Raw genomic sequence first — 25,642 nt, 5'->3', positions numbered from 1 at the left:
TCATGACTGACAACACATCGGCCGACGAGGCCTCGAGCAGTAGCGATACGCCGTCAACTGACAAGCGCGACGCCTACGAAGACGGTGACCACGTCGCCGCGAACGCCGACGAGGCGGCGGCAAACGTACAGGAGACGATGACCGCCTCGAGCGTGATGCGAGCGAGCATCGCCGGTGTCCTCGGCCACTCAAATCAGAACCGCGACATTTTCGACACGTTCGACTGGACCCGCCGACCCACCGCCAAGCAGTTCTACGCACTGTACCGCACGCATCCCTTCGCCGGTCCGATTGTCGACCGGCCGGCGTTCACCACCTGGCGCGACGAGCCGATTATCACCGACAAACCCGATGAGGAGACCGACTTCAAGGACGACGTCGAGAAACTCTTCCGGAACCTCGATCTCCCGTCGCAGATGGAGCGAGTCGACCGGCTCGCTGGCATCGGGCGCTACGGACTCTCGGTGTTCATCACGACGGACTGCCTCGACGAGGACGGCACCGTCGACGAGGATCGGCTCGCGGAGCCTATCGATCCGGAACAGTTCACCGCGGACGGACTCGACAACATCGTCCAACACAAACTGTTTTCGGAGATCTCCGTCGACGCAATCGAGTGGGGCAACGAGACCCACGCCGCCGAGGGCCGCTGGGGGCTTCCGGTTCGCTACTCGATTGACTTCTCGAGCGAGGGTGACACGGACAAGTCCGATTCGGACCGGACCTGGAGCGTTCACCACTCGCGGACGGTAGCGGTCCCCGCAAGTCGTCGCTTGGACCACGACTTTTTCGCGCCGCCTCGTCTCGAGGGGTCGTTCAACGTCCTCCGGGACATCCTCAAAGTCCTCGGTTCGGTTGCCGAGATGGCCTATCGCGGTGCTGACAAAGGCCTGGCCGTCTCGCACAACCCGAACGACGTCGACGTCACGAGCGAGCAATTCTGGGAGCAGCACGACGAGGAGGTCCAGGAGTGGTTCCAGGGTCTCAAACCCATCTTCGAGACGACCGGCGAGGTCCAGGAACTCGGCGGACAGATCGCCGACGTCTCGAACATCTTCGAGCCACAACTCTCGGCTCTCGCGACGGACACCGGGATCCCAAAGCGAGTGTTCGAGGGCGATCCCGCGGGCGCACTCGCCTCCGCAGAGGAGGACACACAGGCGTACTTCGGGCTCATCAAGGAGCGCCGAACCGAGTACGCCGGCCCGCTGAACGCCCGGCCACACATCCAGTGGTTCGTCGACAACGGCCTCATCACACCGCCAAGCGGCGGTTGGTTCGATATTGACTGGGAAACGCTTCGCGTCCTCTCCGAACAAGAGCAAGCCGATCTCGAGGCCAAGCGCGGCGAGGCGCTGCGGAACATTTCCGACGACCCGCTGCTCGATCTCGGTCGGCAGGTCGTTGTCGACTACATCCGCGAGGGTGAGCTCCCCGACGAGGTCGAGACGGAGGCCGAGATGGTCGCCGATCTCGAGGACCAGGACGCCGTCGGCGCGAACGCCCGCAGCGTCGACGAGATCACGGCCGGCTACGAGGCTGCTGCCGATGGCGGCCAGGAGGTGGATGATGACTGATCCCGGCGAATTGGTGAACAAACCTCACGCACGCCTTCTGGCCCGAATGCTTGACGCGGCGACTGGTTGGGATGACGACGACATGCCTGATGAGGTCGTGCTACTTGCGACACAAGCTGGCGTCAACGAGGCGACGCTCCGGAAGGCGGCTGAACTTTCGGATTGTTGTGAGGTGAACGATGAGTAGCCTCCACCCAGCCCTCGAGCGTCACGACGCTGGCTGTGGCTGTCACGCCTGTGACCTCACCGGCGTCTCGGCTAACGAGTACGCGATCGACGAAAACGGGCGCGAGGATCCGACCCATACGACGACCGATGTCAGGGAACTCTCGCGATGGATCCGTGGCCGGATCGGTGAGGTTGACGCCGCTGTCCGTGGGAAGGTCCTCGAGGACGACGCCTTCGGGATGGACGGCAGCGGCTTCTCCGAGTGGTCGGGTCTTTCCGACGCCGAGAAGGCCCAACGATTCTCCGACTGGCTCGATGACGAAATCGAGTCGACTGTCTTTACCAGCGAGTTCGAGGACAAAGCCGAACGTCACCTCGAGCACGCCGTCGAGCGCGGGGCAACTGATGCCCATCGCGAACTCCGTGAGCACGGTGTCGATATCGGCGATGCAGACGAGACGCTTGCTCAGGACAACGTCCAGGAGGCGGTCGCCCTCGGTGTGGTCGCGCTCGCCGGCCGCATCCGTGATGAGATGGACGACTTCCGTGGCGACGCCCGTCAGATCATCACCGACGGTGGTCTCGAGGTCTCGCGGACGCAGCTGGTCTCGGACATCGTCGAGCGCGGCGAGGTCTACAAGTCCAACGCGACGGCCGACGTCGCCGCCGAAGTCGTCAACCAGTACAACACGACGGGCCAACTCTCGAGTTACGACCGCGTCCCCGAGGACGTCGAGATCGAGCTCAACGTCGAGCCCGAGTTCGTCACCGCCGGCGACGACAAGGTCTGCGAATTCTGCCAGGAACTCGCCCAACGAGACTGGACGCTCGAGGAGGCCCAGGAGTTCCACATCCCGCGCGACACGCACGACTACTGCCGGTGTCGTTGGGAAGTGACCGACGTCCGCACCCTGGAGGACCTGTAACCATGACGAGATACATCACCGCGAACGGCGAAGAGGTCGAGATCGTTGAGGAGACGCGCAACGGCGACCAGTACTACGTCGCCACGGGCGTCCCGATTGTCAAGCCGATGGAGCTCGCGACGGGCTACGTCCCCCGCGAGTGGGTCGCTGCCAGCACCGAGATGGAGAACACCCACGGCGGCACCGGGTGGGACGGCACGACGCCGACGGTCAACCACCCGCGCAACCGCTCGGAGTTCTCGTGGCACGACCCCGAACGGCCGGAAGACGACATCGTCCTCGCGGCGAACGAAGACGTTCAGGAAACACTCGGCGTCGGCGTTGTCGAGAACGACCGCTTCGACGGCGAGTACGTTCGCGCCGACATTGCGATCAACGCTGACGAAACTCGAGGGATGGGCGGCGAGGCAGCTGACATCGTCGACGACATCGAAGCCGACCGCGGCCTCGAGGTTTCCTCGCAGTACCTCCACGCTGAACTCCCGCCAGGCGAGTACGACGGTGAGTACCGGACGAACGCGAAGGCTATCGCAGCGCCGGACTCGGTCGCGCTGATCCCGAACGGCCGGGGCGTCTGTTCAATCGACGAAGGTTGTGGGATCGCCCCTGGTGTGACGGCGAACATCGCCGACCACCCAGGGGTTGGAGATCTCACCGCTGGTCCCGATGACCCTGGTAACTCGGGCGAGGGCCAGCGGACGATGGACAACGGATCACAGATGGCCGGCGTCCGGCAACTTCTGAGCGGCATCGCGTCGCTGCTGCCCGCCGCTGGCCCGACGGACGAGACGACGAAGTCACAGACCGCGAACACGCCTGATGGCGATCCCCGCGGTGGCGACGATTCGGGTGGTGAATCGGACTCTGACGAGTCGGCGGAATCCGACACGGACGACGACACGACAGCAAACACTTCTATGAAAGACAACAAGCGAGAAGAGCTGATTCGCTTCATCACTGCCAACAGCGAACTCAACGAGGACTCGCTCGAGCACATGGGCGACACCTGCCTTCAAAACACGCACGAGATGGTCGTCGCGAACGCTGCTGACGGCGGTTCCGACGGATCGGACGCCGACGGTGGCGATGACGACGACGATGGTACAGACGACGATGACGATTCCGACGCTGACGACGACGGTGACGTCGACGACACCGGTGGCGACACGATTGCCGACATGACCGCTGATGAACTCGGTGCGGAACTCCGCGATCAGGGCTTCGTCACCGAGGACTCGATTGGCGAGCAGGTCGAAACGGCGGCGAACCAGCGCAAGAAGGAGGAACGCGCGAAGACCATCGTCGCGAACAGCGCCGAGTACGGCGAGGACGACGTCGAGTGGATCGCCGATCTCCCCGAGAAGGAACTCGAGCGCAAGGAACGCGGGGCAACCCAGACCGGCGGCGTCCCAGCTCCAGGTGGTGCGTTCGGCGCAACCGGCAACGCTGGCGGTGACGTCGACGTCGATGACATGCCGGACCTGGAGGTGGAGTAAGATGTCCCGAAGCCACAAGATCGGTAGCCGGCGCGAGATCGACTCAGCAATCGAACGCACGTACCGCCTCGCCGACGATGCGACGGTCACACCGGGGATGCTCCTCGAGATCGTGGACGTCGACGATGACGGCGTCCCGCTCGTCGGCCCGCAGACAGGCGACGGTGAGAACGTCTCGGTCCGGATCGCCCTCGAGAAAAAGACCGGATCGACGACGCCTCGCGAGGAGCCGAAGGACGTCGATCTGGATTCGGCCGGCGACGAGGTCCGCGCCTACGTCCTCCGGCCGGGTGAGGGCGACGAGAACGGCCTCGCCGGCGGCGCGATCACCGCGGGCGAGCCAGTCGTTTCCAACGGCGACGGGACGTTCGCAGAACACGTTGACGAAGACGAGGGCGCGAAGCTTGCGGTCGCCCTCGAGGACGCATCGGCTGACGACCGCTTTGAGTACGAGGTGATTTAAGATGGCAACAGCAGGAATCACGGCGAACCGGACGATGCCCGACAGCGACAACGACGACCTGTCGGGGCTACAGCGACGCATCCTCTTCACGAACGACAAGCAACAGAAAAAGCAGCTGCAGCAGCGGATGTACCAGAAATCCCTCCAGGCCGCCAAGGAGGAGTTCGGCCCCGCGGGGGTCGAACAGCAGCAGCAGCTGTGGCAGGCCGCCGCGAACGGCCTTCAGGAGGGCTACCGGAAGGGCGCGATGGGCGGGATCTCCGCGAACGCCCAGCGCCTGGACTACGACGAGTGGGAAGACCGAGACGATCTCACCGTCACCGAGGCCCGCATGGCGAAGACTGCCGTCGAGGACCTCCTCGACGCTGGCTTCGACCGCGACGTCTCGCCAGCGCGGCTGGTCAGCCTCTACCAAGTCCGCTCCGACGCGTTCAATTCCGAGCGGTCGATGAATCTCCGGTCGCAGGGACACGACGATCAGCCGATCAAGTTCCGCGAGGGAGTCCCGCTGCCGTACGACTACGTCAGCTGGGAGATCGACGAGCGTGAGCTCATCAACTCGCAGAACTTCGGTGAAGACGCCGAGACCGAGGCCGCCGAGGAAGCTGGCGAGGAACTCGCGGACTCCATGGAGGACCTGGCGTTCCGCGGCTGGAACACCGAGATCGAGATCCAGGGCAGCCTCTACAGCGTCGACGGCTACCTCACGACCGACTACAAGCTCGAGGAGAGTGGCTTCGGCGACTGGTCCGAGGCGACTAACGTCGTCGAGACCATCCAGGATCTTCAGTCCGAACTGAACGCCCAGACCGAAGACCGCAACCGTGGTTACAACCCACAGCAGGAGGGCGTCTGGCTCTACTACCCCACTGCGCAGTGGGGCAACCTGACCCTGCAGCCCGACCCACAGGGCGACGGAAACATGAACCTGCTCCAGCGGCTGCAGCAGGACTACCCGTGGATCGACTTCCGGATGTCCGGTGCGCTCAATCCCGACGAGTGCGTGATGGTCATCCAGAACACCGACGTCGTCGACCTCGCCGACGGCCAGGCACCGACGACGATGTCCGGCGAGATCGACCTCGGACTCGCCACCGAGTACCGACATCTCGGAATGCGCATCCCGCGCATCAAGGCAACGTACGACGAGATCTACGGGATCGCCGTCGGAACCGGCATCGACGGGTGATCACTCGTGACGACACACCGCTGGACGTCGTCGACGCGACTGAAGCGTCACGATACCGGTGAGGTCATTCCTCCGGGCGAGACGTTCGAGCCGACGGAGTCTGAACTCCGTGCATACGGTAATCAGATCGAACAGATCGAAGAGGACGCTGGGGACGTTGCTGACACCGAGCCGAACGACGGATCGGAGGATGTCACCTTCGACGAGGACGCCTGGTTCGCCGATCACGACGGCTACCAGGACCGCATCGAGACGGTCGAGTCCGGCGTGGTCGACGACGTCCTCGAGGAGATCAAAGACGTCGAGCGCTCGGAGAAGGTCATCGAGGCCGCCAAAGCCCGTCGCGACGACCCCGAGGACTGACCGATGAGCGACGACTACCGCACCAGCGTCGAGCACGTTCGGATGCAACTCGAGCCCCAGGAGTACCCCATCGAGGAACTCTCGGACGAACAGGTCGAGATCATCGGGCTGCAGCCGGCCGCACTCGACGTCGACGAACTGCTCGCGGATACGGGAATGTCCGAGCAACGCCTCGAGATCATCGAACGGCTGCTCGCCGGGCACAACCTCCTGAACACGCCGATCGAAGAAGTCCGGCAGACGATGAGCGAGACCCGCAGCGACGGCTCGGCGACGACGTTCGCCGGCCCGAATCGGTCGACCGAGTACTACCGCTCAACGCAACTCGGCGAAGAGGCGATCGCGAAGGACACCTCGAACACCCTGCAGAACATCGGGAAGAATCCGCCGATGATGCGGACGCCCGACGCCCGCGGATCAAGTCGCTAACACACTATGTCTCGACTCCGACCTACGCACCGATTGACTGCCAAGAGGTTCGGCACTGTCGAGTGCAACGGTAGTGGTGACTGCCCTGACGGCACCGTGTGTGAGGACGGCGTCTGCGTCGACGGCTACGGCCAGCCCGTCGAGGACGACTACACTGTCGTCGAGGACCGTCCCGTCCGCTACCACGCCAACGGCACCGAACTTACGCGGTCGGAGTCGGGTACTGACGTCGTCGACAACCCGGCAATCGAGGGTCGGGCCGATCTGCTGACTGGCCTACAGGCCGGCGACAGCGTCACACTCGAGCCTATGTCAGACGGCTTCGACACGCACACCGACCTCGAGATCGTCGGCTCGCCGTTGCCCGCGTACGGGCGGCGGTCACGACCGACTGCAACGCACGTCGAACTGGAGACAGCATGACCATACACGCTGAATTTGAGTGGACGTCCGACGTGACGCCGGCAACGCAAGTCGAGTGGTTCCGATCGATGGAGCCCCGACTCGAGTCGGCGATGGAGCAGTACGCTGGCGTCGCCGGCGTCGAAGTCCTCGGCACGATTACCGAGAACGCCCCGAAGGACACCGGGCTGCTGTCGGCTACGATGGACGTCGAGGTCGAACAGGTCGACGAGTCGACGGTCATCATCATGTGGGGCAACGACGAGGCCGAGTACGCCGGAATCGTCGAATTCACGCAACCGTTCCTCGCACCGTCGATCCGGCAGGAGAAAGGCACACTTCGCGAAGCGCTCGAGGCGATCCACGAAGAGGTGATGGAACAGTGAGTGACCACCGACCACGTATCCGGGAGCTCCGTGGAGAGATTCTGCAGCGGCTCGCAACCGACGACACGCTGACTGATCTCCTCGAGGCCGTCGACGGGATCGACGACGGTGGCGACGTGATTGTCCCGGCGTTCGTCTCGCGGGCCTGGCACGAGGACGACGGGGCACCGGATCCACCGGATGTCGTCGTTCACGTGATGGTCCGCACCGAAACCGAGGAGCCGCGCAACCTGCGAACGGAGGCCAGCTTCAACGTTCAGATTGGCTTCGAGTACCGGCCTCGAGTTGGTCGCGAGCAGCTGACGACGTGGCCCGACGACGTCCTCGATGCAATCGCTACCCCCGGCAACGCCCGCGTTGAGGGATGGTACTGGGACGGTGAAACCGGCGGAACCGACCCGACGTTCGACGACCAGATCAACCGGTTCGTTGCGGGCAAAACCTTCGAAATCCGGCGCATCGCTTGACGACTAACCGCGGATACGACACGACTGATTATGGCTACTGATATTACAAGCGACTTGGAGGTTGAGGGCTCGAACGTCCTCGTCTTCCATGCGGACGAAAGTGGAACAGACCCCGAGTATACCGGCCTCGCGCTGCAGGAGAAAGGCGACCTTTCGGTCACCGTCGACGAAGACGACGACGACTTCAACCCCGGTGGTGCGCGACGGACACGCCGTTACCGGACGAACAACACCGTCGACGTCGAAGTATCCTCAGCAATCGCCACGGACACCAGCGGCCTCGAGAAAATTGGCGTCGTCGTCGACGACGACAACGGAATGGCAATCTCGTTCCAAACGGAGGACCGTCGCGTCGGGTTCGACAACGACGAGTGGATCGGCATGGCGTACTTCAAGGACGACGTCCTCAAGCGGCTGAAAGCCGACGACGAGGTCGACCTCCTCGAAGACTCCGAGCTCTGCCATCGGTTCGATGACTGCAAGCTGACGAGCCCAGAGATCGACCCCAGCGAGACGCCGCCGACCGTCTCCTGGACGTGGTGGGTCGAGGGATCGCCCATCTACATCGACTACTACCCCGACGGCGACGGTGGTGAGTAACGATGGGGGCGACGCTCGCGAACGCCGGTGCCGTCGCCGAGACAATCGAGCTGCGCGACGAGCGCGAAGCCGAGCGTCGGGAAGAGCTGCAGGAAATCGGCTCACTCCAGCAGCGCCTCGAGCGCCAGCTGGCCGAGGAGTCCATCGATGTCCCAATCGGCGACGAGACGGTCGAGTTCCGTCCGTTCGGTCGCGAGGCCTCGCAGTTCGCTGCTGTCCTTCAGGAGCATCTCGAGAACCTCGACGAGCGTGACGACGTCGAAGCCGAGTTCGACGAAGCCGTCGACCGGATGTACGCAATCGCGGCAGAGCACTCAAAACCCGAGTTCGCGGACACCGATTGGTGGGAAGCTAAGTTCTCGATCCCGCGGATGATCGCTATCCTGACGCTCGTCAACCGTGAGGGACAGGCGCTCGGTGGGGCTGAGGCAAAAAAGTAGCACAGTCCCCGATTGGCCAGGAAATCGGGGAGATCTGTATGCTGCAGGACTGGACACTCGAGGAGTGGGCACGGCTTGACGCCCAAGAACAGCGCTGGTGGAAATTCTGGTATCGAAAACAGTGCGAGAAACTCCAGCAGAGTCGCCAGCAGATCCGTGACCGGTACTCATGACATTTGAACACTTGACCAGCCGGATGGCGCTCGATGCGAGCAGCTACGTCTCCGAAGCTGACGACGCAGCCGACGCCAGTGAGGAGGTCGCAGGCTCGACCGACACGATGTCCGAGTCGCTACTGGATGTCGAGCCGGCGGGAATCGCTGCTGGCGGGGCGCTGGCCGGACTCGGAACGGCCGCCCAGGGAATCCTCGACGATACGCGAGAGACGCGCGAAAGCCTCGACCGGACGGCGACCACACTGGGTGTCACGAGCGACGAGGCTCGAGATCTCGCGACGAGCATGTCCGACGCGACGTTCCCGCTTGACGACGTCACCGAATCGATGGACAACCTCTCGGGGATGGTCGAGACGCCCGAGCGGATGGAAGAGGTCGCGACGGCTGCCGACAACGTTGCTGATGCAACTGACTCGAGTGCCTCGTCGATCACCGAGAATCTCGCACCGTCAGTGAACGCGCTTGATGGAAACCTCGATGCACTCGTCGAGAATCAAGACGCATTCACGCTCGCCGCTCGCGACACGAACATGTCTATCGAGGACATCGGTAGCACGCTCTCGAGGCTTGATTTCGATCAACTCGAAGAGATGGGGCTCCAGTCGCAAGAGGTCGCGGGGCTGATGTCGGAATTCGCTGACGAAACTGGGTATTCAGGGCGGCAGCTCGAGTCAAACTTCAACTCCGCCGTCGAGGAGGCAGACGGCGATCTCGAGGAACTGCAGGACGAACTCGGTCTCGGCGAAGATGCGCTCGACAACTGGAACGAACGCGTCGAGGATGCAGAAGGCGTGACTGACGATCACGCTGCTGCGGTCTCTGATAATGTCTCCACGATGGATCGACTCCGAGCGCGGATGGACGACGCACGTCTGGCCGCGTCGGGGTACCTCGGTCCGATGGAAGCGCTCGCACCAGCGGCCCAGGCAGCCGGTATCGGACTGATGGCGCTATCGACGGTCAACGTCGGCGCTGTCGCACCATCCTTTGCGACCGTCGCCGCCGCAGCCGCGCCCGTGACGGCGGTTATCCTCGGGGTCGCCGCTGCTGGGGCGCTGCTCTACGCTGCCTGGGAACGCGACATCGGTGGCATCCAGGACAAGACCGAGGCGGGGGTCGACATAATCATGGGCGGCCTCGAGCGCTTCGCTGACGGCATCGAATGGGCCACCGAGACCGCGGACTACTACCTCACAGAGTGGAGTCCTGGTGATGCGCTCGAGTCGGCAAAGAACTCGATCCTCGGCCCGATCAACGATGTCCGCGAGGGGGTCCCCAACGCTATCGACAGAGCGACCGACGCTGCGATGGACACCTTGACCAGGTGGGATCCGAGGACGACCGTCGGTGAGAAGCGCGATGAAATTATGGGGGCACTCCCCGGCGTGAGTGATGCGCGCAACGCTGCTGAAGGCTTTGTCGGGGGTTTCACCGACGGTATCCGTGACAAGATCCCAGATGTCCGTGGTGCAGTCAGCGATATGACCGATGCTGCTGGTGACTATTTGCCCTCGAGTGACGCCGAACGGGGCACACTCTCGGACTTAACGGACATGGGTCGGGCGCTCCCAGAGACGGCCGCTGACGGCGTCGATGACGGTGAGTCGGCTTTCGCCGGCGCTGTCGATGGGATGGTTGCCCCGGTGGGTGACACGGCTAATGTCGGCAACAACGCACAGGGAAGCGAACAGGACTTCGAAGACGCACTCGAGCGAACTGACCGAACCGACGATCTGTTGGACAAACTCGATCAACTGCTCCGTGGGATCCACGCGCTCGGAGACGAACTCAACGTCGACGTAACGGTCGATGCCGAGAACGGTCGCCACTACCCATTCTGACATGCAAGAGATACAACTCCGAGTCGTTGACCTGGACGGCCAGACAAAACTCGCTGTTCCAGCAACGACCGTTGAACGGACCGACGAGATTCTTGGCGAGATGACGCACGGTCAAGTCATCCTCCACCGAGAGGCTTGGGCCGACGTTGACGACGTCCTCGACCAACGTAATGACCGGCTCGTTGTCGACGGTCCACGAACGAGCGGGGAGTTCATTGCTGGCCGTTTCGATGTCGATGAACGTGGTGACGGCACCGTAATCGTCGGTATCGAAGGGTTCGAACTCGACGCGAAAGACGCCGAACCAACTGGCGCAAACGTCGTTTACCAGAACGTCGAGGACAGCGAGATAGTGACGGACCTAATCGATCAGGTCCCGACGCTCGAGGTAGGGATGGTCGAGACGCTCGCGACGAATCTCTCGATGTCGTTCTCACATGCCGAACCGAGCAAAGCGCTACGGGATGTCTGCGAGGCGACCGGTGCCGAACTTCGGTACAACGATGACCGGACCGTCGACTACATTGACCGGATCGGCGAGGACAAAGCCGATGTCGTTCTGTCGCCTGCGGAGCAGGCTGTTATCGGCGAACTGGAGATTGTTGAAGACGCTCGAGAAAACATAACTCACATCCGCGGGTTTGGCGCGCAGTCGGGTCCCGACCAGATCACCGCCGAAGCCATCGCCGACTCCTACGATGGCGGGCGGGAAACGTGGCGCGAGTACGAGAACAAGGACGTCAAGGAGCAGTCGCGACTGCAGCGGATCATCGACCAGATGGTCGCTGAGTACGACGGTGAGCCTCGTCACCTCGAGATCGAACTCGAGACGGCCAACACAGACATCCAGCTGGGCGACCGCGTCCACGTCCACCTTCCAGAGGAGAACATCGACCGCATGCTCAGAGTCATCAAACGGAGATCGTTGCTCGGCAGTGCTGGAGCAACGCTCTCACTGGTCCTGTCGAATCGCCTCCTAACTGCCGACGAAGACGCCCAAGAAAACCGGAAGGACCTGCAGCGGTTCAACCGTGGCTACCAGGGCTTCGTCGACCGGAGTCAGATCACCAGCGGGTGGGATGTCGCTGGCGACGGCACACCACAGGAGCTCGTCGTCGTTAACTGGCCGGATGATATCCTCGAGGAAAAAGATGTCACGCTCGCCGTCCAGGGACGGGCGTGGAGGTCGCCGATCAACCCGACCGAACACGTCCACAATGTTTCACTTGAAACGGATGACCACGACCATCTCGTGGACGTCCTGACGACAAGTGGGGCGTCTGCGAGTGATTCGGACAACATTGATCCGTTCGCACAAGGCGGAAGTCAGGACGGTTCATTTTCGATTTCGGATGATATCAGCGTCCCGTCTCTTGACGGAGATACGCGTACGTGCATCATTTTCGTTGACTTTGCTATCTCAACTGATGAAACCGAACTCGGGAGTTTCGCCGGGGATGTCAATCTTGACGTTTCCTCCGGGTTCAGCACTATCTACAGCGATTCCGGGCAGACGACCCTCCTGAACGCTGTTCCGAAGACGTGGATGGTAGTCTACACAGGCAGTGCAATTCAGGGTGATACGGTCGACATCGAGTTCTCTGGATCGACAAATTACGACTCATACGTTCGATACGACATCTCAGCGGTCGCACTCGGTGATCACGATCACATGGTCGACATCCTCGAAGACACTGATGAGGATGGGGGACAGACCCTATTCGAGACGACCGAACCAGAAGATGCGGCCATCCCAGAAGTCATCACCGAGTTTGACGGCCAGCAGTACTACCCCACAGACGTCACGGTCGAAATCAACGGATCGACAGTCGGGACGATCAGCGGCGACGGCTCGAGCAGTTGGACCGAGACGATCTCCCTCGAGGACGAACTCACACCAGGGCTGAACACGATCACGGCGACGCCAGAGACGCGAGGCGAACTCAACCTCGCTTTGAGCAGCGAACTCTTCCGAAGGGGGAGGTCTGAATGATCCCGCCGCCCGGGACGCACGCCATCACGTAACAGAGCCCGCACCGCACACCAACCACGCCTTTTGCAGACTGACACACGATGCCCACAGAGAAAACAGAACTTAGAGAGTCCGGCTACCAGGACCTCCGAGACGCTATCGACCCGACAGCCGCACCACCCGACCCGTGGCCGTACGTCGAACTCCGCGATGACGTGGATAACCCGATCACACGCATCGACATCACGGCCGACGACCGCGCAAGCTGGGTTCACAATCAAGGCAACCAGACCATCCGTGCCGAACTCGAGATCGCCGCAACTGACGACGATATCCAGGCCGACAATGAGAACCCAGTCACGATCATCGCGACCGCTTCGTACGCCGTCGCCGAAGCCGGCGACGAGAAGTCGTGGGATGATACGCACCCGATCACGCTCGCTCACCAGGACGACGAGGTCGTGATAACACACTCAATCGAGATTCCGGAGGTGATCTGACGTGCCGACTCCAATCGACGGCGCGATCACGTTCCCAGAGGATAGCGGAACCGGCGTTCCAACGGCGACGGCCGACTGGACCTCGGCCGGTCACTTTGGTGGCCAGCAGGCCCAGCAGAACCGGTCGGACTACGTCGAGCGCGGCCTCGAGTTCAACGCCGACTTCGCAGCTGACGAACTCGAGATCTCCGATGGCTTGGCGTACGTCCTCCATGACGAACCGGTCGACGTCCAGGACAACGACGGCGACTACGTCAACGAGTGGGACCAGGGCATGACAATCACAACAGCGGTGCCGGTCGTCGACGGGATCGGCCTCGAGCCCGACGCCGTGAACTACGTCTGGCTCTCACCCGAGCTCACGACAAACAACGGCGCGAACTACGTTGTCGGCCAGGACCGTGAGGCGGACGAACCAGACAGCCCGGCGCTGCTCGTCGGCCTGGTCGACACAGGGAACGAGGCGGTCCATGAGGTTCACCGCGAACCTCGAGCACGGTTCCAGGTGCGATTGCACCAGACGGTCGTTGAGCGCGGCGAAAAGATCGAGATCCCCGAGGGCTACGGCGAGGTCCTCGCCGGCCCGATTGAGGGCGAAGGAGAGATCACTGGCGACGGTCGTCTGAAGGTGGTATGAGATGCCTTTTGCAATAGACCCAGAACTCATCGAGAACGAACACGTACAGATTACGGAAGACGAAAACAGCAATCTCGCACTCGAGCACAAACCAACGGGACGAGTGCTGACGCTCGACGACGACGTTACGGTCAGCGACCTCATCGACACCGATGACATCGCTGCTGCAATCGACGGCCACCAGCAGAACGACGTCCACGCTGAGCCACAGCCACCGGAAGAGCACGGGAACGACGCCCACGAAGGCGACTACTACTCGGAGGGCGACAATCCTGTCTTCGGTGAAACAGAAACAGGATCACTCCGTACAGAGCGTGCAGACATCACCGACGACTCCACTATCACACTCGAGGTTCCATCTGACTACAGCACACTCAACGACGCTATCGAAGCGGCCGCGACCATCAACACATCCCAATTCGGAAATGTGGTCATTAACATCGAATCGGGACATTCCGTCGAAGACGGCGTTATCATTGAAGGTCCGGCGGACCTATCGAATGTCGTTATTATGGCGGATGACTCTACCGTACCCGTGGCTTCGGACTTTACAGGTTATCTCATTCGCGGCATGGATAGGGTCTCTCTCCCGACGCTAGATTGCGTTATAGACATGGACGGAAGTGGTAGCCGTGGCTATTCTGTCGAGATACAATCAGACGGTTATGTGACTGGAGATGGAGGAGTTATTAACGCTGGGAGTGACGGTCTATATCTCAACAAATCGCACGCCACAGCCGACCACGGCGCAGATTTCTCCGGGGCGGAGGACCGTGGCCTGTGGGTGACCCGAGGGTCCCGCGTTTCAGCGCAGAATGTCGATTGCAGCGACGCTGGCGAGATCGGGGCAACGGTCCGGCGAGGCAGCGTTGCCGATCTTATGGAGATTGACTGCACCAACGCCGGCCAGTCTGGGATCTACATTACGCGGGCATTCTCGAACATAAAAAATGCAGATGGGTCTAATGCGGGGGATCGTGGTATCCATGTCACTCAAGGGAGTTATGTCAATGCGCACGCCGCAACCGCGACAGATTGTGACAATGACGCCGTACTAATCCGTGAAGGTTCGACAGCTAACCTATACGGAGCTGACTTGGCGAACGCCAACAATTTCAAAGTTCGGCTTGAGTCAGGATATGCAATCACAACAGGGGCGAACGTAACCAGAGGGGACACCAACGCAACCCACATTAATGCCGTCTCGCCAGAAGGGTTGGTAATTGATGAGGGTGAACCAGCATACGATTGGATTCAAACACAACTTGAACCTGACGTTCGGCGGGATTATTGGACTGAGGAAGTGACTGACGTAAATGAAGGGGCTGTAACGAATGTCGCAAACCCAACAGGCGATTCAGACGCGAATATTACTATCGTAAGTCTTGGCCATTCAGATAGTTATCGGCATGGGATTGATGTAGTAACATGGATACGAGATGGTTCGACAGAGACTATTTCTTCACTTGACACGGGTGACTTCTCCACTCGAACATACGGTGTGGATGGGGGTTCACTCACAATAGAGTTTGCAGAAGAAGGGGAACAAGAGCCGTATAACGTCTTGACGACTACATTCGGAGGGAGACACCGCGCATAGATGTGCCCATTCAGTAATTACTTTTCCTAAATCTTATGCAGATGGGGGGCACACGCGAAGAATATGGGAATTGTCTCTAAAGCTAAAATTGGGGTTAGATTGTTACGTGATAGGAGTGTTTTGGAGGTGGGATATCTGGTGAGAGAAAAACTAATGGTATCCCTATCGAGTATACCCCTCCTTGATGATTACTGGTATTCAAAGTCAGTTGAACATTTAAGAAATCTCCAAAAGGATGAGGGGAGTGTTAGAAGTGTTTTAAACACAACTCGAAAATTCGAGGGGTATGGCCCGTATCACACAATAAAACCCCTACAGCATAAGAATCGGATTCTCTCCCTGGCTAAACTGATCAGTGATGAAAACCCAGACACAGTTGTTGAAATAGGAGTATGTTATGGTGGCACACTCTACCTCTGGTCTCGGTTAACAAATGCAGATATTATCGGGATTGATCTAAAATTCAGGGGTAAGGGAAGGCTAATCAAATCCTTTTCTGAGAATCGCATTGAGTTAGTTGCCGGTAGTTCATACGACCCAAAGACTGTAGAAACGGTATCTGAAAAAATTGGTGGGCAAATCGACTTTTTGTTCATCGATGGCGACCACAGCTACGAAGGTGTGAAAAGCGATTTTGAGGCCTACTCTGAGTTTGTATCTGAAGGAGGTATTATCGCTATGGATGACGTTGTTGCAACGAAACACGAGGTGTCTGAATTCTGGAGGGAATTAGAGCAGAATGACGATTATGAAACGATGTTGATTCCGGATGAAGACCCGGGGCTCGGGATTATTAAGTGTTGACTCGCGGTAGCTGTATCGACGCGTAACAAACAATCTGTTTTGAAGCATAATCATGACCGGACGACTCGGCGACTCGAGGCTCGGAGAGCACAGACTCGGCGGCGAAACACGACTCGGTCGTGCGACGTCCGCCGCAGCGCAGCCAGCGACAGCATCGACGGGCCGCGAGTCAGCATCGGCGATTCGAGCGACGACATCGACCAGCAGCGAGATCGCGGCATCAATCGACCGGTCGATCTCGCTTGCTCGAGTGCCGACGGCGACGCTGTCGGCAGCCACAGCCTCGACGAGCCGTGACTCGGCGTCGTTCACACGCTTGACGGCAAGCTACGCCGCACCGATTACGACAGAGATTGACGGTGGCCCACTCGACTGGCGCATCGGCGGACAGATGCTCAAGGAGTCGTGGATTGATGAGTTGACGCCACACACACTCACGATCACGTTCCACACCGACCGTGACGGCCTCGAGTACTGGCGACAATACGACCGGGCGGGCGATGTCCAGGTCGAGGTTGGCTTCGGCGGCACGTTCCAGGCCGTCGACCGTGGCGGTCGCGACGATGCACTCGAGTTGCAACCACCGTTCCGACAGACACCGCCGTTCGACGAAGCGGAATTCTACGTTACCAACTACTCAGAGGCGCAACTCTCGTCAGAGCTGTTCGAAATCGAATTTGAGTTCCAGCGTTCCGAGCCACGCAGCGGAGTCTTCGACGTCGTTGACCGGTCGGGGGAGCCGTGGGTGTTCGACTTTGATCGGGGTACAATAGCCCTCGAGGAGCGGCGGGTCAGCCGGATCGACCGCGATGGCGGGCCGACGGGGGGTGACACGTCGATCGAGGTATTGCTGACAGACCTCGAGGCCGCAGCGCTGGCCGACGTCGCTGGTGTCCCGGACGCGGTAGTTGATCGTGAGGTTCCCGATGGGCCTGGGTTTGCCGAGGACACCAGTGGTGGGCGGCACACAGTCGCGATTACGTCGCCGGATGGTGCGCCACTCGAGGGGGATTGGGTCATCCGAAACTGGTCGCTGGCGATGCACAACCGCAGTGACGAACGATGGCTCGTCGAACTCCAGCTTGCAGAAGGATAGAATTACTCGAGCTCGAGCGACCAGTCACCGTCGGCTACGACTGCGACCCAGCCGACGCCGTCGAAGCCAAACGTCGTCTCACCCTCGTACTGGCCGATTTCGTTGAAGACCAACTCACCGAACTGTGCTTCAGCAGCGTAGACGTGAACAGCGAAGTTCGACTCGCCGCTGTGTGACCCCTCGGCGACGTGCGTACCATCGAATTCGAACGCCCCGAGGACGCGGTTGCGGTCGTCCTCGAGTGACTGTGGCAGTGAGTCACCGCTGGCTGCGCGCGGCTGGCGGATCTCGACTTCCCAGTTACCGTCCGCCTCGACATCGAGCATGTACTCGCCGGCGTCGATCAGGTCAGCCGTTTCGCCGGCATAATCGCCGATCTCGTTGACAAAGTTGTCGTCGAACTCGCCGTCGCCGACGAGCGAGACCTGGAAGTTCGACTCGCCCTGGTGTTCGGCGTCGACGACGGTCAGGTTGCCGACGATGTCGATACCACTTTCGACAGCAGCGCCGCTGCCGGAGAACGTCTGTGGCTCAGGTTCATCAACATCCTCCGCTTCATCCTCTTCCTCATCAGTGTCCTCGTCGGTATCGTCGACGTCGTCCCCGTTTGGATCGTCGTCAGACTCAGGTTCGTCTTCCTCTGGCTCTTCTCCGTTGCCGTTATCGTCTCCGTTTCCATTTGTATCGTCGCTATCGTCATCTTCAGGCTCGGGATCGTCCCCATTGGCAGTGTCATCTTCGTCGCCAGCGCAGCCAGCCAAGACAGTCGAGAGTGTAACACCGCTTGCAAGCAAGATCTTCCGTCGGTTCATATCAAACAGATTGCACGGTTTTGTGATAAGAGTGCCGACTGAGTCCCGATGCTGTACCACACTGAAGAGTCGGTCTCGAGTACTGTGGCGTCAAAAGGCCGTTGACGCCACCGATCAGTGGGGTCGGTGGCGTCGGCGTAAGGTGTTGGGATTCTCGAAGACGACTGTAGTGCCATCTTCGGTGGTGCGTGAGCAAGGAGGTGATGTCTTCGCACGGGGAGCCGTGGCAACGACAATCCCCCACCCCTTGCTATTTCAAAAGTGGGGATTGCCCGTATTAAGTCTGCTTGCCAAGTACTTTGGAAACCGCACGAAGGAATGGGGGTGAGATGACTGTGGGGTGTCGATCAGTTGCTGACCGCATCGGCCATAGTGCTCCTTGAGGGATAGGTCTGCAGCCAACATGGATTGGGTGCTACTCGTCGATCTCGAGTTTGATCGCGACTCTTCCGGCTTTTTCAAAGGTGATCAGACTAACACTCTCGATTCGCTCGCCTTATCGTTATCTCTCAACCCCCGTCTGGTGTTCTAAAGGTGTGCTTTAACGGTGCTAACAGTGTTCTTTAGCAGATATTCAGAATCTAAAGAATAGCTTTAATTCCAATCAGAGATTGAACGGTCTTTACCCACTATATACCTGTGAGTGGGGTATTTTGATGCCGACGTATGATCATAATCGAAATCGGCCTCCGTCTGAGCCTTGAGGGATTGACCGCGATCAATACACTGATCGCATTGACAGCCCTCTATTACCAACGAAGAGGGCTGTAGAACGTAATCGCCCCCTCTCCAGCAACCCACTATCAAAAACGGGGGCGATATACAAACTATTTTTGTCGGACTCAACTATCTGAGAAGTATAGACGAATCGGTCAGCTTCTGGTCCCCTCTCTCAGGGGCATAGGATTGTGCCATCCAGTTAGCCTTCGACCGTATCCATAACGCGCTCGTGGATCTCTTCATATTGCGCGGGACCATCTGTCCACCGCGTCGTCCATTCACTTTCCACACTGTACGTGTAGATCGTCTCATCGAAGCCGTCGATAACAGTCACATCAATCCCATCGTGGTCACCACCGCCTTCTGCGTATGCAGCGAAAACCGTTGTTACAACTGCCATTTCGGCTTCGGGGGATCCAAACTCGTCAGAGAACTCATTGTATGCGGTTTCAACGACTGCTTCGGCTGGGTCAGGGCCGTAATCCGTATCCCCCAAGGGTATTGTGACATCACCCACTCCAACCGGTGAGTCGGTCGGGTGTGCGCTCCGGTATGTTAACCGAAGCCGGGCGCTACTAACGTTCGCGAGACGCCGTCCCTCCATTCCGGTAACATCCATACCAAGCTGCCCAAGGATGTACCGGACACCGGCGGCATCCAGTTCATCACCTGGCTCTGACGGGCTGATGGACTCGCGTGTAACTCGCTCAGACATTCCAGATGCCGCCTCACGAACGTCATCCGTGTCATACCCAAGACACCCAGAGAGTGTGGCTACCGTTGCTGTACCGCTCGCTGCAAGAAACCCCCGCCGTTTCATATCAACCTGATTGGACGGTTGTGTGATAAGAGTTCGGGGACCTATTCGCCGATCTCGAGTTCGTCGACGGCGTCCATCGGCTCGAGGTCGTAGTCGACGAGTCGGTCGGCACCGAGTTGCCACGCCTCTTCCCCCAGTTCTGGATCGACCCCTTCGATGTAGTAGCTAAATCGGGCCAGCGCTGCGGCGATTATCAGGTCGTCTCTGCGTTGTAGGTCGTTCGTGGGCATCACCGACGTTGGCTGCGGCTTTGTACTTAAAGGACAGCTTCCGACGGACCTTTTGCACCCCCAATTATCTGAGAGTACTCACTCCAGTGACGAGTTTATGAACAGGAAACACCGCCGGCTAGTTTTTATGAGTGGAAATATACCAGCAAACATGAAACTCACTCGTAGACAGCTATTCTTAGTCTCTGGAGGATCTGTTCTGGGTTTAGCCAACTCAGCTAATGTCTCAGCAGATGAAGATTACGAGAGCGTTATAGAAGATATTTTAGAAGGGGCTGGCGCGAGTGTTCGTGAAGAGTTAGACGACGATCCCGCCTTCTTTGAGGGGTTGGCTAACGAACTCACAGATTACGAGGATATCGATGTCGAACAATTTGAGGAAGGTGTTGGAGCCACAAACGAGCAACTTCGTCAAACAAGAAAGGTTGTCGACGTAGTCAATAACGATCTGAATCTTGGTATACCCTCTAACTTTGTTGATTCGTTAGAGGATGTAGACGAGCAAGTTGGGAAAGTAGACAAATATCTCCCAGTAGTTGCAGCCTGTCAAAACTGTTTAAACGACGCTAAGAACTATCAAGAAGTTACAAAAAATGGGACAGAAGATGAAATAGAAGAAGCACAGATTGAGTTGTTCATATCCATACTTTTGCTGGCCTGCGAGGTCTGTCTCCTACAGTCATCTACGGCCTACAATCTCTCTTTTGCGGGAACACGGTACGCAGCAAACCATGGCCTATTCAGAGTCCAGAGGCATGTTGGAAATAAAACTTATGCACTACTTCTGAGTGAGGTTCATTGGGGTATCCGAGGAACGCTGGCGAATATTCAAACCAAAATAATTGATCGGTCTACAACTATTGCTAGAAATGTCCATTCCGATCTCGGGTGGGAGGCGATTCATCTCGGTTCACTACGTGATTTGAGGTTATCCGATCTGGAAGACTATGATTTCCTTGAGGAATATGTGCACTCTGATAGCACAGAAGATTCTGATGATGCGGATGAAACTAATACAGAAAATGACAACAATGGACTCGTCGATTCAATATCGGATCGGTTTGACGATGAGGACGATGACGGATGGTTAGGCTGGTGATCCTCTCGCAAACTTACTATCACGTTTAGACGCTCTGGTTTGTTTTTTCGGACGTGGCATCGTGGAATTCGAGGTTATACTTGATGAGGTGGTCAGCAGCGGATTGCCAGGCACCCTAATCACGAAGTAATGGGTTTTTCTTGACGTGCTTTTCTACCCCTCCAGTTAATGCAACAAATAATACCACGATGAGACATAGTGCTAATGCAATCAACCCAACACGCCCTACTGGTTGGCCTGTTGCGAGCCAATACACAAGTGCAGTAAGTGATCCAACTGAGGCAGTTACGAAAAAAAGAGACACAGTGATAACCCAACTCTTCGACCGAATCCCAGACCGGTTAGTTTTAATTCTCTCTTTGTACTTCTCTAATTTATAGTTCAAATACTCTCTTTCAGATATATCATTGGTCAAGAGGTAATCAAGGTCCTTTTGCGTCGTTCGACGATTCCGACCAGTTTTCTCAGGAGCAGCGAATACAAGAAGAATCAGTAATCCCACAAAACTGGAAAAGAATGTTGTTGTGGCGAGTTGATCACTAGTGAGGCAGCGAGGCGATGTACCAACAGCGCAGGTAGGGCTTTCAATAACCCGCTCAGTTAATGTAGATGGTTCTGTTAGCGATGCTCCTGTTGCAAGTAAACCAATAAAAACCAATGTCGCTTGGGCAAGTTTCAATGACCGTTTCTCTAAACCGCTTAGAACGTCCAATTGCCTATCTATTTCATGTACCGAATTCTCAAACGCGTATTTTAGGGCTTCTATAGATGGCTCTTCTACAATCTCATGTGTGTCAATTTCGCTTTTCGACTCTTCGTCCTCTAACTCTGCTTGATCAGAGTCATCTGATTTCTCTTGATAAGATAATTCCTCCCCCTTTTCAGTCTCATTCTCACCCATACTGTCCAGTGACTGTTTTGTTATTTCATGTAGTAATACAGTTTCTGATTGTGTTGTAAAGGTAGACAAGAGACAGAAAATATCTCTTCAACTGCTGTTCCGAAATCTCGATCCGACGCTCGAACGTCCCTTTCTGAGTTGCAGTTGTTCGACCAACTCCTGAGGATCCTGCAGTTGGTCCGTCATATCGCCATTATCGTCACCATCAAGATCTCCTGTACTTTCCTGTCGCTTACAACTTTGCTGACGCATCGCGTGTCTTCACGAGCGACTGTTCGCGGACTCCAAGGCCAGACAGGGGTTGTTGTTCACTCATCGGTATCTCCGTGGTCGCGCGGGTCTTCCACGAGCTCGTAGATCCCGGTGTCGTGGAGATCGCGGATGTGCTCGTGTTCGGCCAGTCGTGTGAATCGACTCGAAACCCACTGTCTCGAGGTGTCAATATCTTCCGCGCGCATGAACAACGTCGGTGACGCACGGCCCTCTGTAGCGAGGTACTCGACGATTTGCTTGTCGAGGTCGTTTAGATCATCGGGTGTGAGGCTCACACCACTCTGGTTTCTCACCGCCATTTACAAGTGCAACGTTCTACACGGCCGTGGGAAAGTGTTTCGGTCGTCTATCTACACTCGCTATTGACAACCGCAACCTTTACATGCGCAAGTGTTGTACTGTAGGACAGAGGCGCAGGGTGGTCGGGAAAACGATTCTCGGCCGGGTGCTAGAACACCCGACCTGTGCCCTGGAACACAGAGCAATGTCGACTACGACACCTACCCCAAAGACGGTTGCGGACGAACAGTACGAACTCGAGACCACCGACAGCGGCACGCTCGTCTTCGAGCCACTCACCGAATACCGCGAGACGCTCGACCGAACGACCCAGATCGGCAAACGACTCATCGGCGTCGCCGGCGTTGAAGACTGGGACGGCATCCGCTCGGAGCTCGCCCGCCGCGGCCACGACGTCGGCCTACTGTACCAACTCGAGGTCTTCGACGCCACGGAGGTCGGCCGATGACGGTCATCACCGCGGGCGACCTGGGCGATGCGACCGACGAGGAAGCGCACATCCAGGCCGAACGTCTCGAGAGCGAACGCGCTCGAGCGACGGTCGAACCGCAGACGCGGGCCGCGGTCGCGACCGACGGCGGCGAACCCGACTACGAGTTTCCGCAGCTGGACGTCGGCGATCACGTCACCGACCGCGAGGACCAGGACGCGACGATGCTCGTCGTGAACCTCGATACACTTCGCGCCGACGCGTACGAACTCGAGTCCGGCCCGACCGTCGCGGATGTAAACCCCGACTACCCCGCGGATGACGACGTCGTCGAAGTCGTGTTCCCCCAGCGGACCGATGTGACCCTCGAGGCGCTCAAACCGTACGCCTACCCACGGTCGCGGCTGCAACTCGAGACGCCGATCCATGATCGCGACGATGACGACGGGGGTGAGGAATGATGGTCAACCGCAGTTACCGCGCAAACAGCGTCGTCAGTGACGCCGTCGAAGACCGCGTCGAGACGTTTGATTCGAATATCCTCAAGAACCGGATGTTCACAATCGACGACGGCGACGAGCTCGTCGACCACTACGCGACGGCGATTGCCTACGCACAACACGCCGCCGCCGAGACTGACGAGCGCTACGGCTTTCGCGACGATCTCCACAGTGCAACCGATCAGGCAGCCGAGGGGCTCGAGGCCGCGTTCGAAGACCACATCGACGTCCTCGTCGCGGAGGCGTGTGCAATTATTGCTCAACGACAGGACCTCGAGCTTTTCGAGGGCAACGAAGAAGAGATCGAGGACGCCGTCCATGAGGCTCGCAACTGGCTGCAGGCCCACGAGGGAGCTGCGAAACGTGCCGAGGTCTGGGAGGAGGTGTGCGAGTGATGGCGGCCGCCGAGCAGTCCGTCGACGGCGTTGACCGGCGTGCACTCACGCAATACCTGACCGTCCTCGAGGACCAGGGCCGCGTTCGCGACTGCCCCGGTCAGTACCTCGTCGTCTCCCAGTCCGGTAGTGAGTATCTCATCGACGCGCGCCTCGAGGCCTGCGAGTGTCCGGACCACGAGTTTCGCGACCGAGAGTGCAAGCACCTGAAGCGGGTTGCCTACGCGACCGGGCAGCGGGAGATCCCGCCGATTGTCGACCGCGGCGACGTCGACGATCAGCTCGGTGAACACTGCAGCGGCACTCCGCGGTGGTCGCGATGACTGACCGTGGATTCGACGTTCGCTGGCGCGGCGTCGACGGCCGGGCTCGGAAGCTCGCGTTCGAACCGGCCGACGGCGGCCACATGCGCATTGAGTATGTCCGCTGTGCCGGTCGGTGGAAGCCGGTCGGTCGTGAACCAGTCGAAGATGTCGGCCTCGAGACCGCAGATGGCGTCGTGGAGGGCCGCTGAGTATGCGTGATGCACTCGCTCCCGATACGGAGTACGAGGTTATCCGCAGCGAGACGTCGGTCGATATCGACGGCTTTCGGAAAGGCGAACCAACTGGCGAAATTGAGTGTTGCTGCTGTGGCCGGTCGGCAATGAACATCGACGAGATCCCGCATCGAAAGGACTGCAACCAGCGTTGGGCGAAAACAGATTATTGGCGGGATCGTTTCCTCGAGCAGCCCGACTGAGCGACCTTATTTTAGGATTGATATATTGTCTCTGTGAGGATTTTCAACTTTAACAAACAGACCCTTCTGAGATGACTTATACACAACATTTATATCAAGGAATTTTAAACAACAGTCTGTGGTTACTGCAGAGACAGTGATTATTGCGACAGCAACATTATTTGCGGGCTTAGTTTCAAATTACATATATCGTAGAGTTACAAGACCAATACTAATATCGACAGGTTACGTATTCGACAAAATTTATCCCATAGTTTCGAATCCAAAGGGGAATCCAGGGGATTTTATCAAAGGAGAAAGGACATTGCATTTAGAAGTCAAAAATAATGGTGAAAAATCTGCAAAGAACGCAAAAGCTTTCTTAATCTTAGTTGGCGAAGACAGTCACTTAGAGGATATAAAAACACCAAATGGTAGACCGGACAATGTAACTCTCAAACTTCGTACCCCCCTTCGATGGTCAGAAGCTGACCGTCCGGCCCGAACAACCATTAACACTCAGGAAATACTTGAACTAGACCTACTGAGAACCAAACCACGGAATATCCCGGATAACGAAACACCTTCTGAAAGGGTAGTTCAAGTTCCTGCAGAGGATAAACCTGTACCCCAAGCGCTCTCAGAGGATGACCGATTTGAGACTCCTCATTTCTCTCAAGAATCTTCTTCTGGAACAGTTCATCCAATGCTACACCGAATGGATTGGACTATAGATCAATTTTCGAACGTTAACTGGCAACGTGCAGAAATTGTAGTGACTGCAGATAATGCAAAACCGCTACGAATTGAACTAAAATTCGAAGTGAAGGAGAACCGTCTGATTATCTCTGAAGCAGGTACTTGTTCGCCTACATAACTGTGCATCTGATTCGGAATTACAAGGGGTCTT

The 25,642-nt window shown here is 58.2% G+C and carries 34 protein-coding genes; 29 read left to right on the top strand and 5 right to left on the bottom strand.

The features are described 5' to 3' along the window. The first annotated feature begins 2 nt into the window (after positions 1–2). The 21 genes from B2G88_RS17485 (at position 3) to B2G88_RS17390 (ending at position 17,532) form a co-directional block, all read left to right on the top strand. Positions 3–1,577, top strand: a complete 1,575-nt coding sequence (locus B2G88_RS17485) for an anti-CBASS protein Acb1 family protein (RefSeq protein WP_087715526.1) — start codon at positions 3–5, stop codon at positions 1,575–1,577. Next, entirely contained in the window at positions 1,570–1,764 is a 195-nt protein-coding gene (locus B2G88_RS17480; RefSeq protein ID WP_054862438.1) for a hypothetical protein, read from the top strand. Before B2G88_RS17485 ends, B2G88_RS17480 begins: the two co-directional genes overlap by 8 nt. After that, a complete protein-coding gene (locus B2G88_RS17475; RefSeq protein WP_087715525.1) occupies positions 1,757–2,671 on the top strand; it encodes a hypothetical protein in 915 nt (304 codons plus the stop codon). Before B2G88_RS17480 ends, B2G88_RS17475 begins: the two co-directional genes overlap by 8 nt. Before the next feature lie 2 nt (positions 2,672–2,673). Further along, the gene (locus B2G88_RS17470) at positions 2,674–4,167 is read left to right on the top strand and encodes a hypothetical protein (RefSeq protein ID WP_087715524.1); all 1,494 of its coding nucleotides are present in this window, start codon (positions 2,674–2,676) and stop codon (positions 4,165–4,167) included. A gap of 1 nt (position 4,168) precedes the next feature. Beyond that, on the top strand, positions 4,169–4,630 hold the full coding sequence (locus B2G88_RS17465; protein ID WP_054862435.1) for a hypothetical protein: 462 nt from the start codon (positions 4,169–4,171) through the stop codon (positions 4,628–4,630). A 1-nt stretch (position 4,631) separates the two neighbouring features. Then, positions 4,632–5,819 (top strand): major capsid protein, encoded by a 1,188-nt coding sequence (locus B2G88_RS17460; protein ID WP_087715523.1) that lies wholly within the window; start codon positions 4,632–4,634, stop codon positions 5,817–5,819. 6 nt (positions 5,820–5,825) lie between these two features. Beyond that, the gene (locus tag B2G88_RS17455) at positions 5,826–6,182 is read left to right on the top strand and encodes a hypothetical protein (protein WP_054862431.1); all 357 of its coding nucleotides are present in this window, start codon (positions 5,826–5,828) and stop codon (positions 6,180–6,182) included. Between the two features lie 3 nt (positions 6,183–6,185). Further along, the gene (locus B2G88_RS17450) at positions 6,186–6,611 is read left to right on the top strand and encodes a hypothetical protein (protein WP_054862430.1); all 426 of its coding nucleotides are present in this window, start codon (positions 6,186–6,188) and stop codon (positions 6,609–6,611) included. Between the two features lie 33 nt (positions 6,612–6,644). After that, positions 6,645–7,034: a hypothetical protein gene (locus B2G88_RS17445; RefSeq protein WP_140408904.1), complete on the top strand. Its 390-nt coding sequence runs from the start codon at positions 6,645–6,647 to the stop codon at positions 7,032–7,034. After that, positions 7,031–7,399, top strand: coding sequence for an HK97 gp10 family phage protein (locus B2G88_RS17440; protein ID WP_054862428.1), 369 nt, complete (start codon positions 7,031–7,033; stop codon positions 7,397–7,399). Before B2G88_RS17445 ends, B2G88_RS17440 begins: the two co-directional genes overlap by 4 nt. Next, entirely contained in the window at positions 7,396–7,866 is a 471-nt protein-coding gene (locus tag B2G88_RS17435) for a hypothetical protein (protein ID WP_087715522.1), read from the top strand. The genes B2G88_RS17440 and B2G88_RS17435 overlap by 4 nt, the downstream gene beginning before the upstream one ends. Before the next feature lie 30 nt (positions 7,867–7,896). Further along, complete coding sequence (locus B2G88_RS17430) at positions 7,897–8,466, top strand: hypothetical protein (protein ID WP_054862426.1); 570 nt, start codon at positions 7,897–7,899, stop codon at positions 8,464–8,466. 2 nt (positions 8,467–8,468) lie between these two features. Then, positions 8,469–8,906: a hypothetical protein gene (locus tag B2G88_RS17425; RefSeq protein ID WP_054862425.1), complete on the top strand. Its 438-nt coding sequence runs from the start codon at positions 8,469–8,471 to the stop codon at positions 8,904–8,906. 38 nt (positions 8,907–8,944) lie between these two features. Further along, the gene (locus B2G88_RS20090) at positions 8,945–9,079 is read left to right on the top strand and encodes a hypothetical protein (protein ID WP_281253895.1); all 135 of its coding nucleotides are present in this window, start codon (positions 8,945–8,947) and stop codon (positions 9,077–9,079) included. Beyond that, positions 9,076–10,923, top strand: a complete 1,848-nt coding sequence (locus B2G88_RS17420; protein ID WP_140408903.1) for a phage tail tape measure protein — start codon at positions 9,076–9,078, stop codon at positions 10,921–10,923. The genes B2G88_RS20090 and B2G88_RS17420 overlap by 4 nt, the downstream gene beginning before the upstream one ends. Before the next feature lies 1 nt (position 10,924). Beyond that, positions 10,925–12,916, top strand: a complete 1,992-nt coding sequence (locus B2G88_RS17415) for a phage tail protein (protein ID WP_087715520.1) — start codon at positions 10,925–10,927, stop codon at positions 12,914–12,916. An 80-nt stretch (positions 12,917–12,996) separates the two neighbouring features. Beyond that, entirely contained in the window at positions 12,997–13,395 is a 399-nt protein-coding gene (locus B2G88_RS17410; protein ID WP_087715519.1) for a hypothetical protein, read from the top strand. A gap of 1 nt (position 13,396) precedes the next feature. Beyond that, positions 13,397–14,032, top strand: coding sequence for a hypothetical protein (locus tag B2G88_RS17405; protein WP_087715518.1), 636 nt, complete (start codon positions 13,397–13,399; stop codon positions 14,030–14,032). A 1-nt stretch (position 14,033) separates the two neighbouring features. Next, on the top strand, positions 14,034–15,632 hold the full coding sequence (locus tag B2G88_RS17400; RefSeq protein WP_087715517.1) for a hypothetical protein: 1,599 nt from the start codon (positions 14,034–14,036) through the stop codon (positions 15,630–15,632). Between the two features lie 63 nt (positions 15,633–15,695). Continuing rightward, on the top strand, positions 15,696–16,436 hold the full coding sequence (locus B2G88_RS17395) for a class I SAM-dependent methyltransferase (protein WP_087715516.1): 741 nt from the start codon (positions 15,696–15,698) through the stop codon (positions 16,434–16,436). Between the two features lie 52 nt (positions 16,437–16,488). Next, positions 16,489–17,532: a hypothetical protein gene (locus B2G88_RS17390; protein ID WP_087715515.1), complete on the top strand. Its 1,044-nt coding sequence runs from the start codon at positions 16,489–16,491 to the stop codon at positions 17,530–17,532. A 2-nt stretch (positions 17,533–17,534) separates the two neighbouring features. Here B2G88_RS17390 and B2G88_RS17385 read toward each other — a convergent pair whose 3' ends face one another. From B2G88_RS17385 to B2G88_RS17375, 3 genes are all read right to left on the bottom strand, one after another. After that, on the bottom strand, positions 17,535–18,344 hold the full coding sequence (locus B2G88_RS17385) for a hypothetical protein (protein ID WP_087715514.1): 810 nt from the start codon (positions 18,342–18,344) through the stop codon (positions 17,535–17,537). A gap of 919 nt (positions 18,345–19,263) precedes the next feature. Continuing rightward, positions 19,264–19,884 (bottom strand): hypothetical protein, encoded by a 621-nt coding sequence (locus B2G88_RS19255; RefSeq protein WP_140408902.1) that lies wholly within the window; start codon positions 19,882–19,884, stop codon positions 19,264–19,266. Between the two features lie 41 nt (positions 19,885–19,925). Beyond that, positions 19,926–20,114: a hypothetical protein gene (locus tag B2G88_RS17375; RefSeq protein ID WP_054862414.1), complete on the bottom strand. Its 189-nt coding sequence runs from the start codon at positions 20,112–20,114 to the stop codon at positions 19,926–19,928. 127 nt (positions 20,115–20,241) lie between these two features. Between B2G88_RS17375 and B2G88_RS17370 the strand changes: the two genes are divergently transcribed. Then, positions 20,242–21,213, top strand: a complete 972-nt coding sequence (locus tag B2G88_RS17370) for a hypothetical protein (RefSeq protein ID WP_087715513.1) — start codon at positions 20,242–20,244, stop codon at positions 21,211–21,213. 115 nt (positions 21,214–21,328) lie between these two features. On the opposite strand, the gene B2G88_RS19250 is transcribed toward B2G88_RS17370, so the two are convergent. Both B2G88_RS19250 and B2G88_RS17365 read right to left on the bottom strand, forming a co-directional pair. After that, complete coding sequence (locus B2G88_RS19250) at positions 21,329–22,114, bottom strand: hypothetical protein (RefSeq protein ID WP_140408900.1); 786 nt, start codon at positions 22,112–22,114, stop codon at positions 21,329–21,331. Between the two features lie 308 nt (positions 22,115–22,422). Then, the gene (locus B2G88_RS17365) at positions 22,423–22,662 is read right to left on the bottom strand and encodes a hypothetical protein (RefSeq protein ID WP_245835429.1); all 240 of its coding nucleotides are present in this window, start codon (positions 22,660–22,662) and stop codon (positions 22,423–22,425) included. A gap of 209 nt (positions 22,663–22,871) precedes the next feature. On the opposite strand from B2G88_RS17365, the gene B2G88_RS17360 reads away from it, so the two are divergent. The 7 genes from B2G88_RS17360 (at position 22,872) to B2G88_RS19245 (ending at position 25,609) form a co-directional block, all read left to right on the top strand. Continuing rightward, the gene (locus B2G88_RS17360) at positions 22,872–23,135 is read left to right on the top strand and encodes a hypothetical protein (RefSeq protein ID WP_054862412.1); all 264 of its coding nucleotides are present in this window, start codon (positions 22,872–22,874) and stop codon (positions 23,133–23,135) included. Continuing rightward, complete coding sequence (locus B2G88_RS17355) at positions 23,132–23,578, top strand: hypothetical protein (RefSeq protein WP_054862411.1); 447 nt, start codon at positions 23,132–23,134, stop codon at positions 23,576–23,578. The genes B2G88_RS17360 and B2G88_RS17355 overlap by 4 nt, the downstream gene beginning before the upstream one ends. Continuing rightward, positions 23,578–24,012 carry a hypothetical protein gene (locus tag B2G88_RS17350; RefSeq protein ID WP_054862410.1) on the top strand — a complete coding sequence of 145 codons (435 nt, stop codon included), beginning with the start codon at positions 23,578–23,580 and terminating at the stop codon, positions 24,010–24,012. Before B2G88_RS17355 ends, B2G88_RS17350 begins: the two co-directional genes overlap by 1 nt. Then, positions 24,012–24,335, top strand: a complete 324-nt coding sequence (locus B2G88_RS17345; RefSeq protein WP_054862409.1) for a hypothetical protein — start codon at positions 24,012–24,014, stop codon at positions 24,333–24,335. The genes B2G88_RS17350 and B2G88_RS17345 overlap by 1 nt, the downstream gene beginning before the upstream one ends. Then, the gene (locus B2G88_RS17340; RefSeq protein ID WP_140408899.1) at positions 24,332–24,526 is read left to right on the top strand and encodes a hypothetical protein; all 195 of its coding nucleotides are present in this window, start codon (positions 24,332–24,334) and stop codon (positions 24,524–24,526) included. The genes B2G88_RS17345 and B2G88_RS17340 overlap by 4 nt, the downstream gene beginning before the upstream one ends. A 2-nt stretch (positions 24,527–24,528) precedes the next feature. Beyond that, complete coding sequence (locus B2G88_RS17335) at positions 24,529–24,753, top strand: hypothetical protein (protein WP_054862407.1); 225 nt, start codon at positions 24,529–24,531, stop codon at positions 24,751–24,753. Positions 24,754–24,871: 118 nt separating this feature from the next. Beyond that, the gene (locus B2G88_RS19245; protein WP_140408898.1) at positions 24,872–25,609 is read left to right on the top strand and encodes a hypothetical protein; all 738 of its coding nucleotides are present in this window, start codon (positions 24,872–24,874) and stop codon (positions 25,607–25,609) included. Positions 25,610–25,642 lie beyond the last annotated feature (33 nt).

It is taken from the genome of Natronolimnobius baerhuensis, assembly GCF_002177135.1.
Lineage (GTDB): Archaea > Halobacteriota > Halobacteria > Halobacteriales > Natrialbaceae > Natronolimnobius > Natronolimnobius baerhuensis.
The sequence above is the reverse complement of the archived record's forward strand: the minus strand, read 5'-3'. Positions and strand labels throughout refer to the sequence as shown.

Excerpts from the sequence above, each read along its gene's own strand:
- B2G88_RS17485 (WP_087715526.1), top strand. The coding sequence starts at position 3 with ATGACTGACAACACATCGGCCGACGAGGCCTCGAGCAGTAGCGATACG.
- B2G88_RS17480 (WP_054862438.1), top strand. The coding sequence starts at position 1,570 with ATGACTGATCCCGGCGAATTGGTGAACAAACCTCACGCACGCCTTCTG.
- B2G88_RS17475 (WP_087715525.1), top strand. The coding sequence starts at position 1,757 with ATGAGTAGCCTCCACCCAGCCCTCGAGCGTCACGACGCTGGCTGTGGC.
- B2G88_RS17470 (WP_087715524.1), top strand. The coding sequence starts at position 2,674 with ATGACGAGATACATCACCGCGAACGGCGAAGAGGTCGAGATCGTTGAG.
- B2G88_RS17465 (WP_054862435.1), top strand. The coding sequence starts at position 4,169 with ATGTCCCGAAGCCACAAGATCGGTAGCCGGCGCGAGATCGACTCAGCA.
- B2G88_RS17460 (WP_087715523.1), top strand. The coding sequence starts at position 4,632 with ATGGCAACAGCAGGAATCACGGCGAACCGGACGATGCCCGACAGCGAC.
- B2G88_RS17450 (WP_054862430.1), top strand. The coding sequence starts at position 6,186 with ATGAGCGACGACTACCGCACCAGCGTCGAGCACGTTCGGATGCAACTC.
- B2G88_RS17440 (WP_054862428.1), top strand. The coding sequence starts at position 7,031 with ATGACCATACACGCTGAATTTGAGTGGACGTCCGACGTGACGCCGGCA.
- B2G88_RS17430 (WP_054862426.1), top strand. The coding sequence starts at position 7,897 with ATGGCTACTGATATTACAAGCGACTTGGAGGTTGAGGGCTCGAACGTC.
- B2G88_RS17425 (WP_054862425.1), top strand. The coding sequence starts at position 8,469 with ATGGGGGCGACGCTCGCGAACGCCGGTGCCGTCGCCGAGACAATCGAG.
- B2G88_RS20090 (WP_281253895.1), top strand. The coding sequence starts at position 8,945 with ATGCTGCAGGACTGGACACTCGAGGAGTGGGCACGGCTTGACGCCCAA.
- B2G88_RS17420 (WP_140408903.1), top strand. The coding sequence starts at position 9,076 with ATGACATTTGAACACTTGACCAGCCGGATGGCGCTCGATGCGAGCAGC.
- B2G88_RS17415 (WP_087715520.1), top strand. The coding sequence starts at position 10,925 with ATGCAAGAGATACAACTCCGAGTCGTTGACCTGGACGGCCAGACAAAA.
- B2G88_RS17410 (WP_087715519.1), top strand. The coding sequence starts at position 12,997 with ATGCCCACAGAGAAAACAGAACTTAGAGAGTCCGGCTACCAGGACCTC.
- B2G88_RS17400 (WP_087715517.1), top strand. The coding sequence starts at position 14,034 with ATGCCTTTTGCAATAGACCCAGAACTCATCGAGAACGAACACGTACAG.
- B2G88_RS17395 (WP_087715516.1), top strand. The coding sequence starts at position 15,696 with ATGGGAATTGTCTCTAAAGCTAAAATTGGGGTTAGATTGTTACGTGAT.
- B2G88_RS17390 (WP_087715515.1), top strand. The coding sequence starts at position 16,489 with ATGACCGGACGACTCGGCGACTCGAGGCTCGGAGAGCACAGACTCGGC.
- B2G88_RS17385 (WP_087715514.1), bottom strand. The coding sequence starts at position 18,344 with ATGAACCGACGGAAGATCTTGCTTGCAAGCGGTGTTACACTCTCGACT.
- B2G88_RS19255 (WP_140408902.1), bottom strand. The coding sequence starts at position 19,884 with ATGAAACGGCGGGGGTTTCTTGCAGCGAGCGGTACAGCAACGGTAGCC.
- B2G88_RS17375 (WP_054862414.1), bottom strand. The coding sequence starts at position 20,114 with ATGCCCACGAACGACCTACAACGCAGAGACGACCTGATAATCGCCGCA.
- B2G88_RS17370 (WP_087715513.1), top strand. The coding sequence starts at position 20,242 with ATGAGTGGAAATATACCAGCAAACATGAAACTCACTCGTAGACAGCTA.
- B2G88_RS19250 (WP_140408900.1), bottom strand. The coding sequence starts at position 22,114 with ATGGGTGAGAATGAGACTGAAAAGGGGGAGGAATTATCTTATCAAGAG.
- B2G88_RS17360 (WP_054862412.1), top strand. The coding sequence starts at position 22,872 with ATGTCGACTACGACACCTACCCCAAAGACGGTTGCGGACGAACAGTAC.
- B2G88_RS17355 (WP_054862411.1), top strand. The coding sequence starts at position 23,132 with ATGACGGTCATCACCGCGGGCGACCTGGGCGATGCGACCGACGAGGAA.
- B2G88_RS17350 (WP_054862410.1), top strand. The coding sequence starts at position 23,578 with ATGGTCAACCGCAGTTACCGCGCAAACAGCGTCGTCAGTGACGCCGTC.
- B2G88_RS17345 (WP_054862409.1), top strand. The coding sequence starts at position 24,012 with ATGGCGGCCGCCGAGCAGTCCGTCGACGGCGTTGACCGGCGTGCACTC.
- B2G88_RS17340 (WP_140408899.1), top strand. The coding sequence starts at position 24,332 with ATGACTGACCGTGGATTCGACGTTCGCTGGCGCGGCGTCGACGGCCGG.
- B2G88_RS17335 (WP_054862407.1), top strand. The coding sequence starts at position 24,529 with ATGCGTGATGCACTCGCTCCCGATACGGAGTACGAGGTTATCCGCAGC.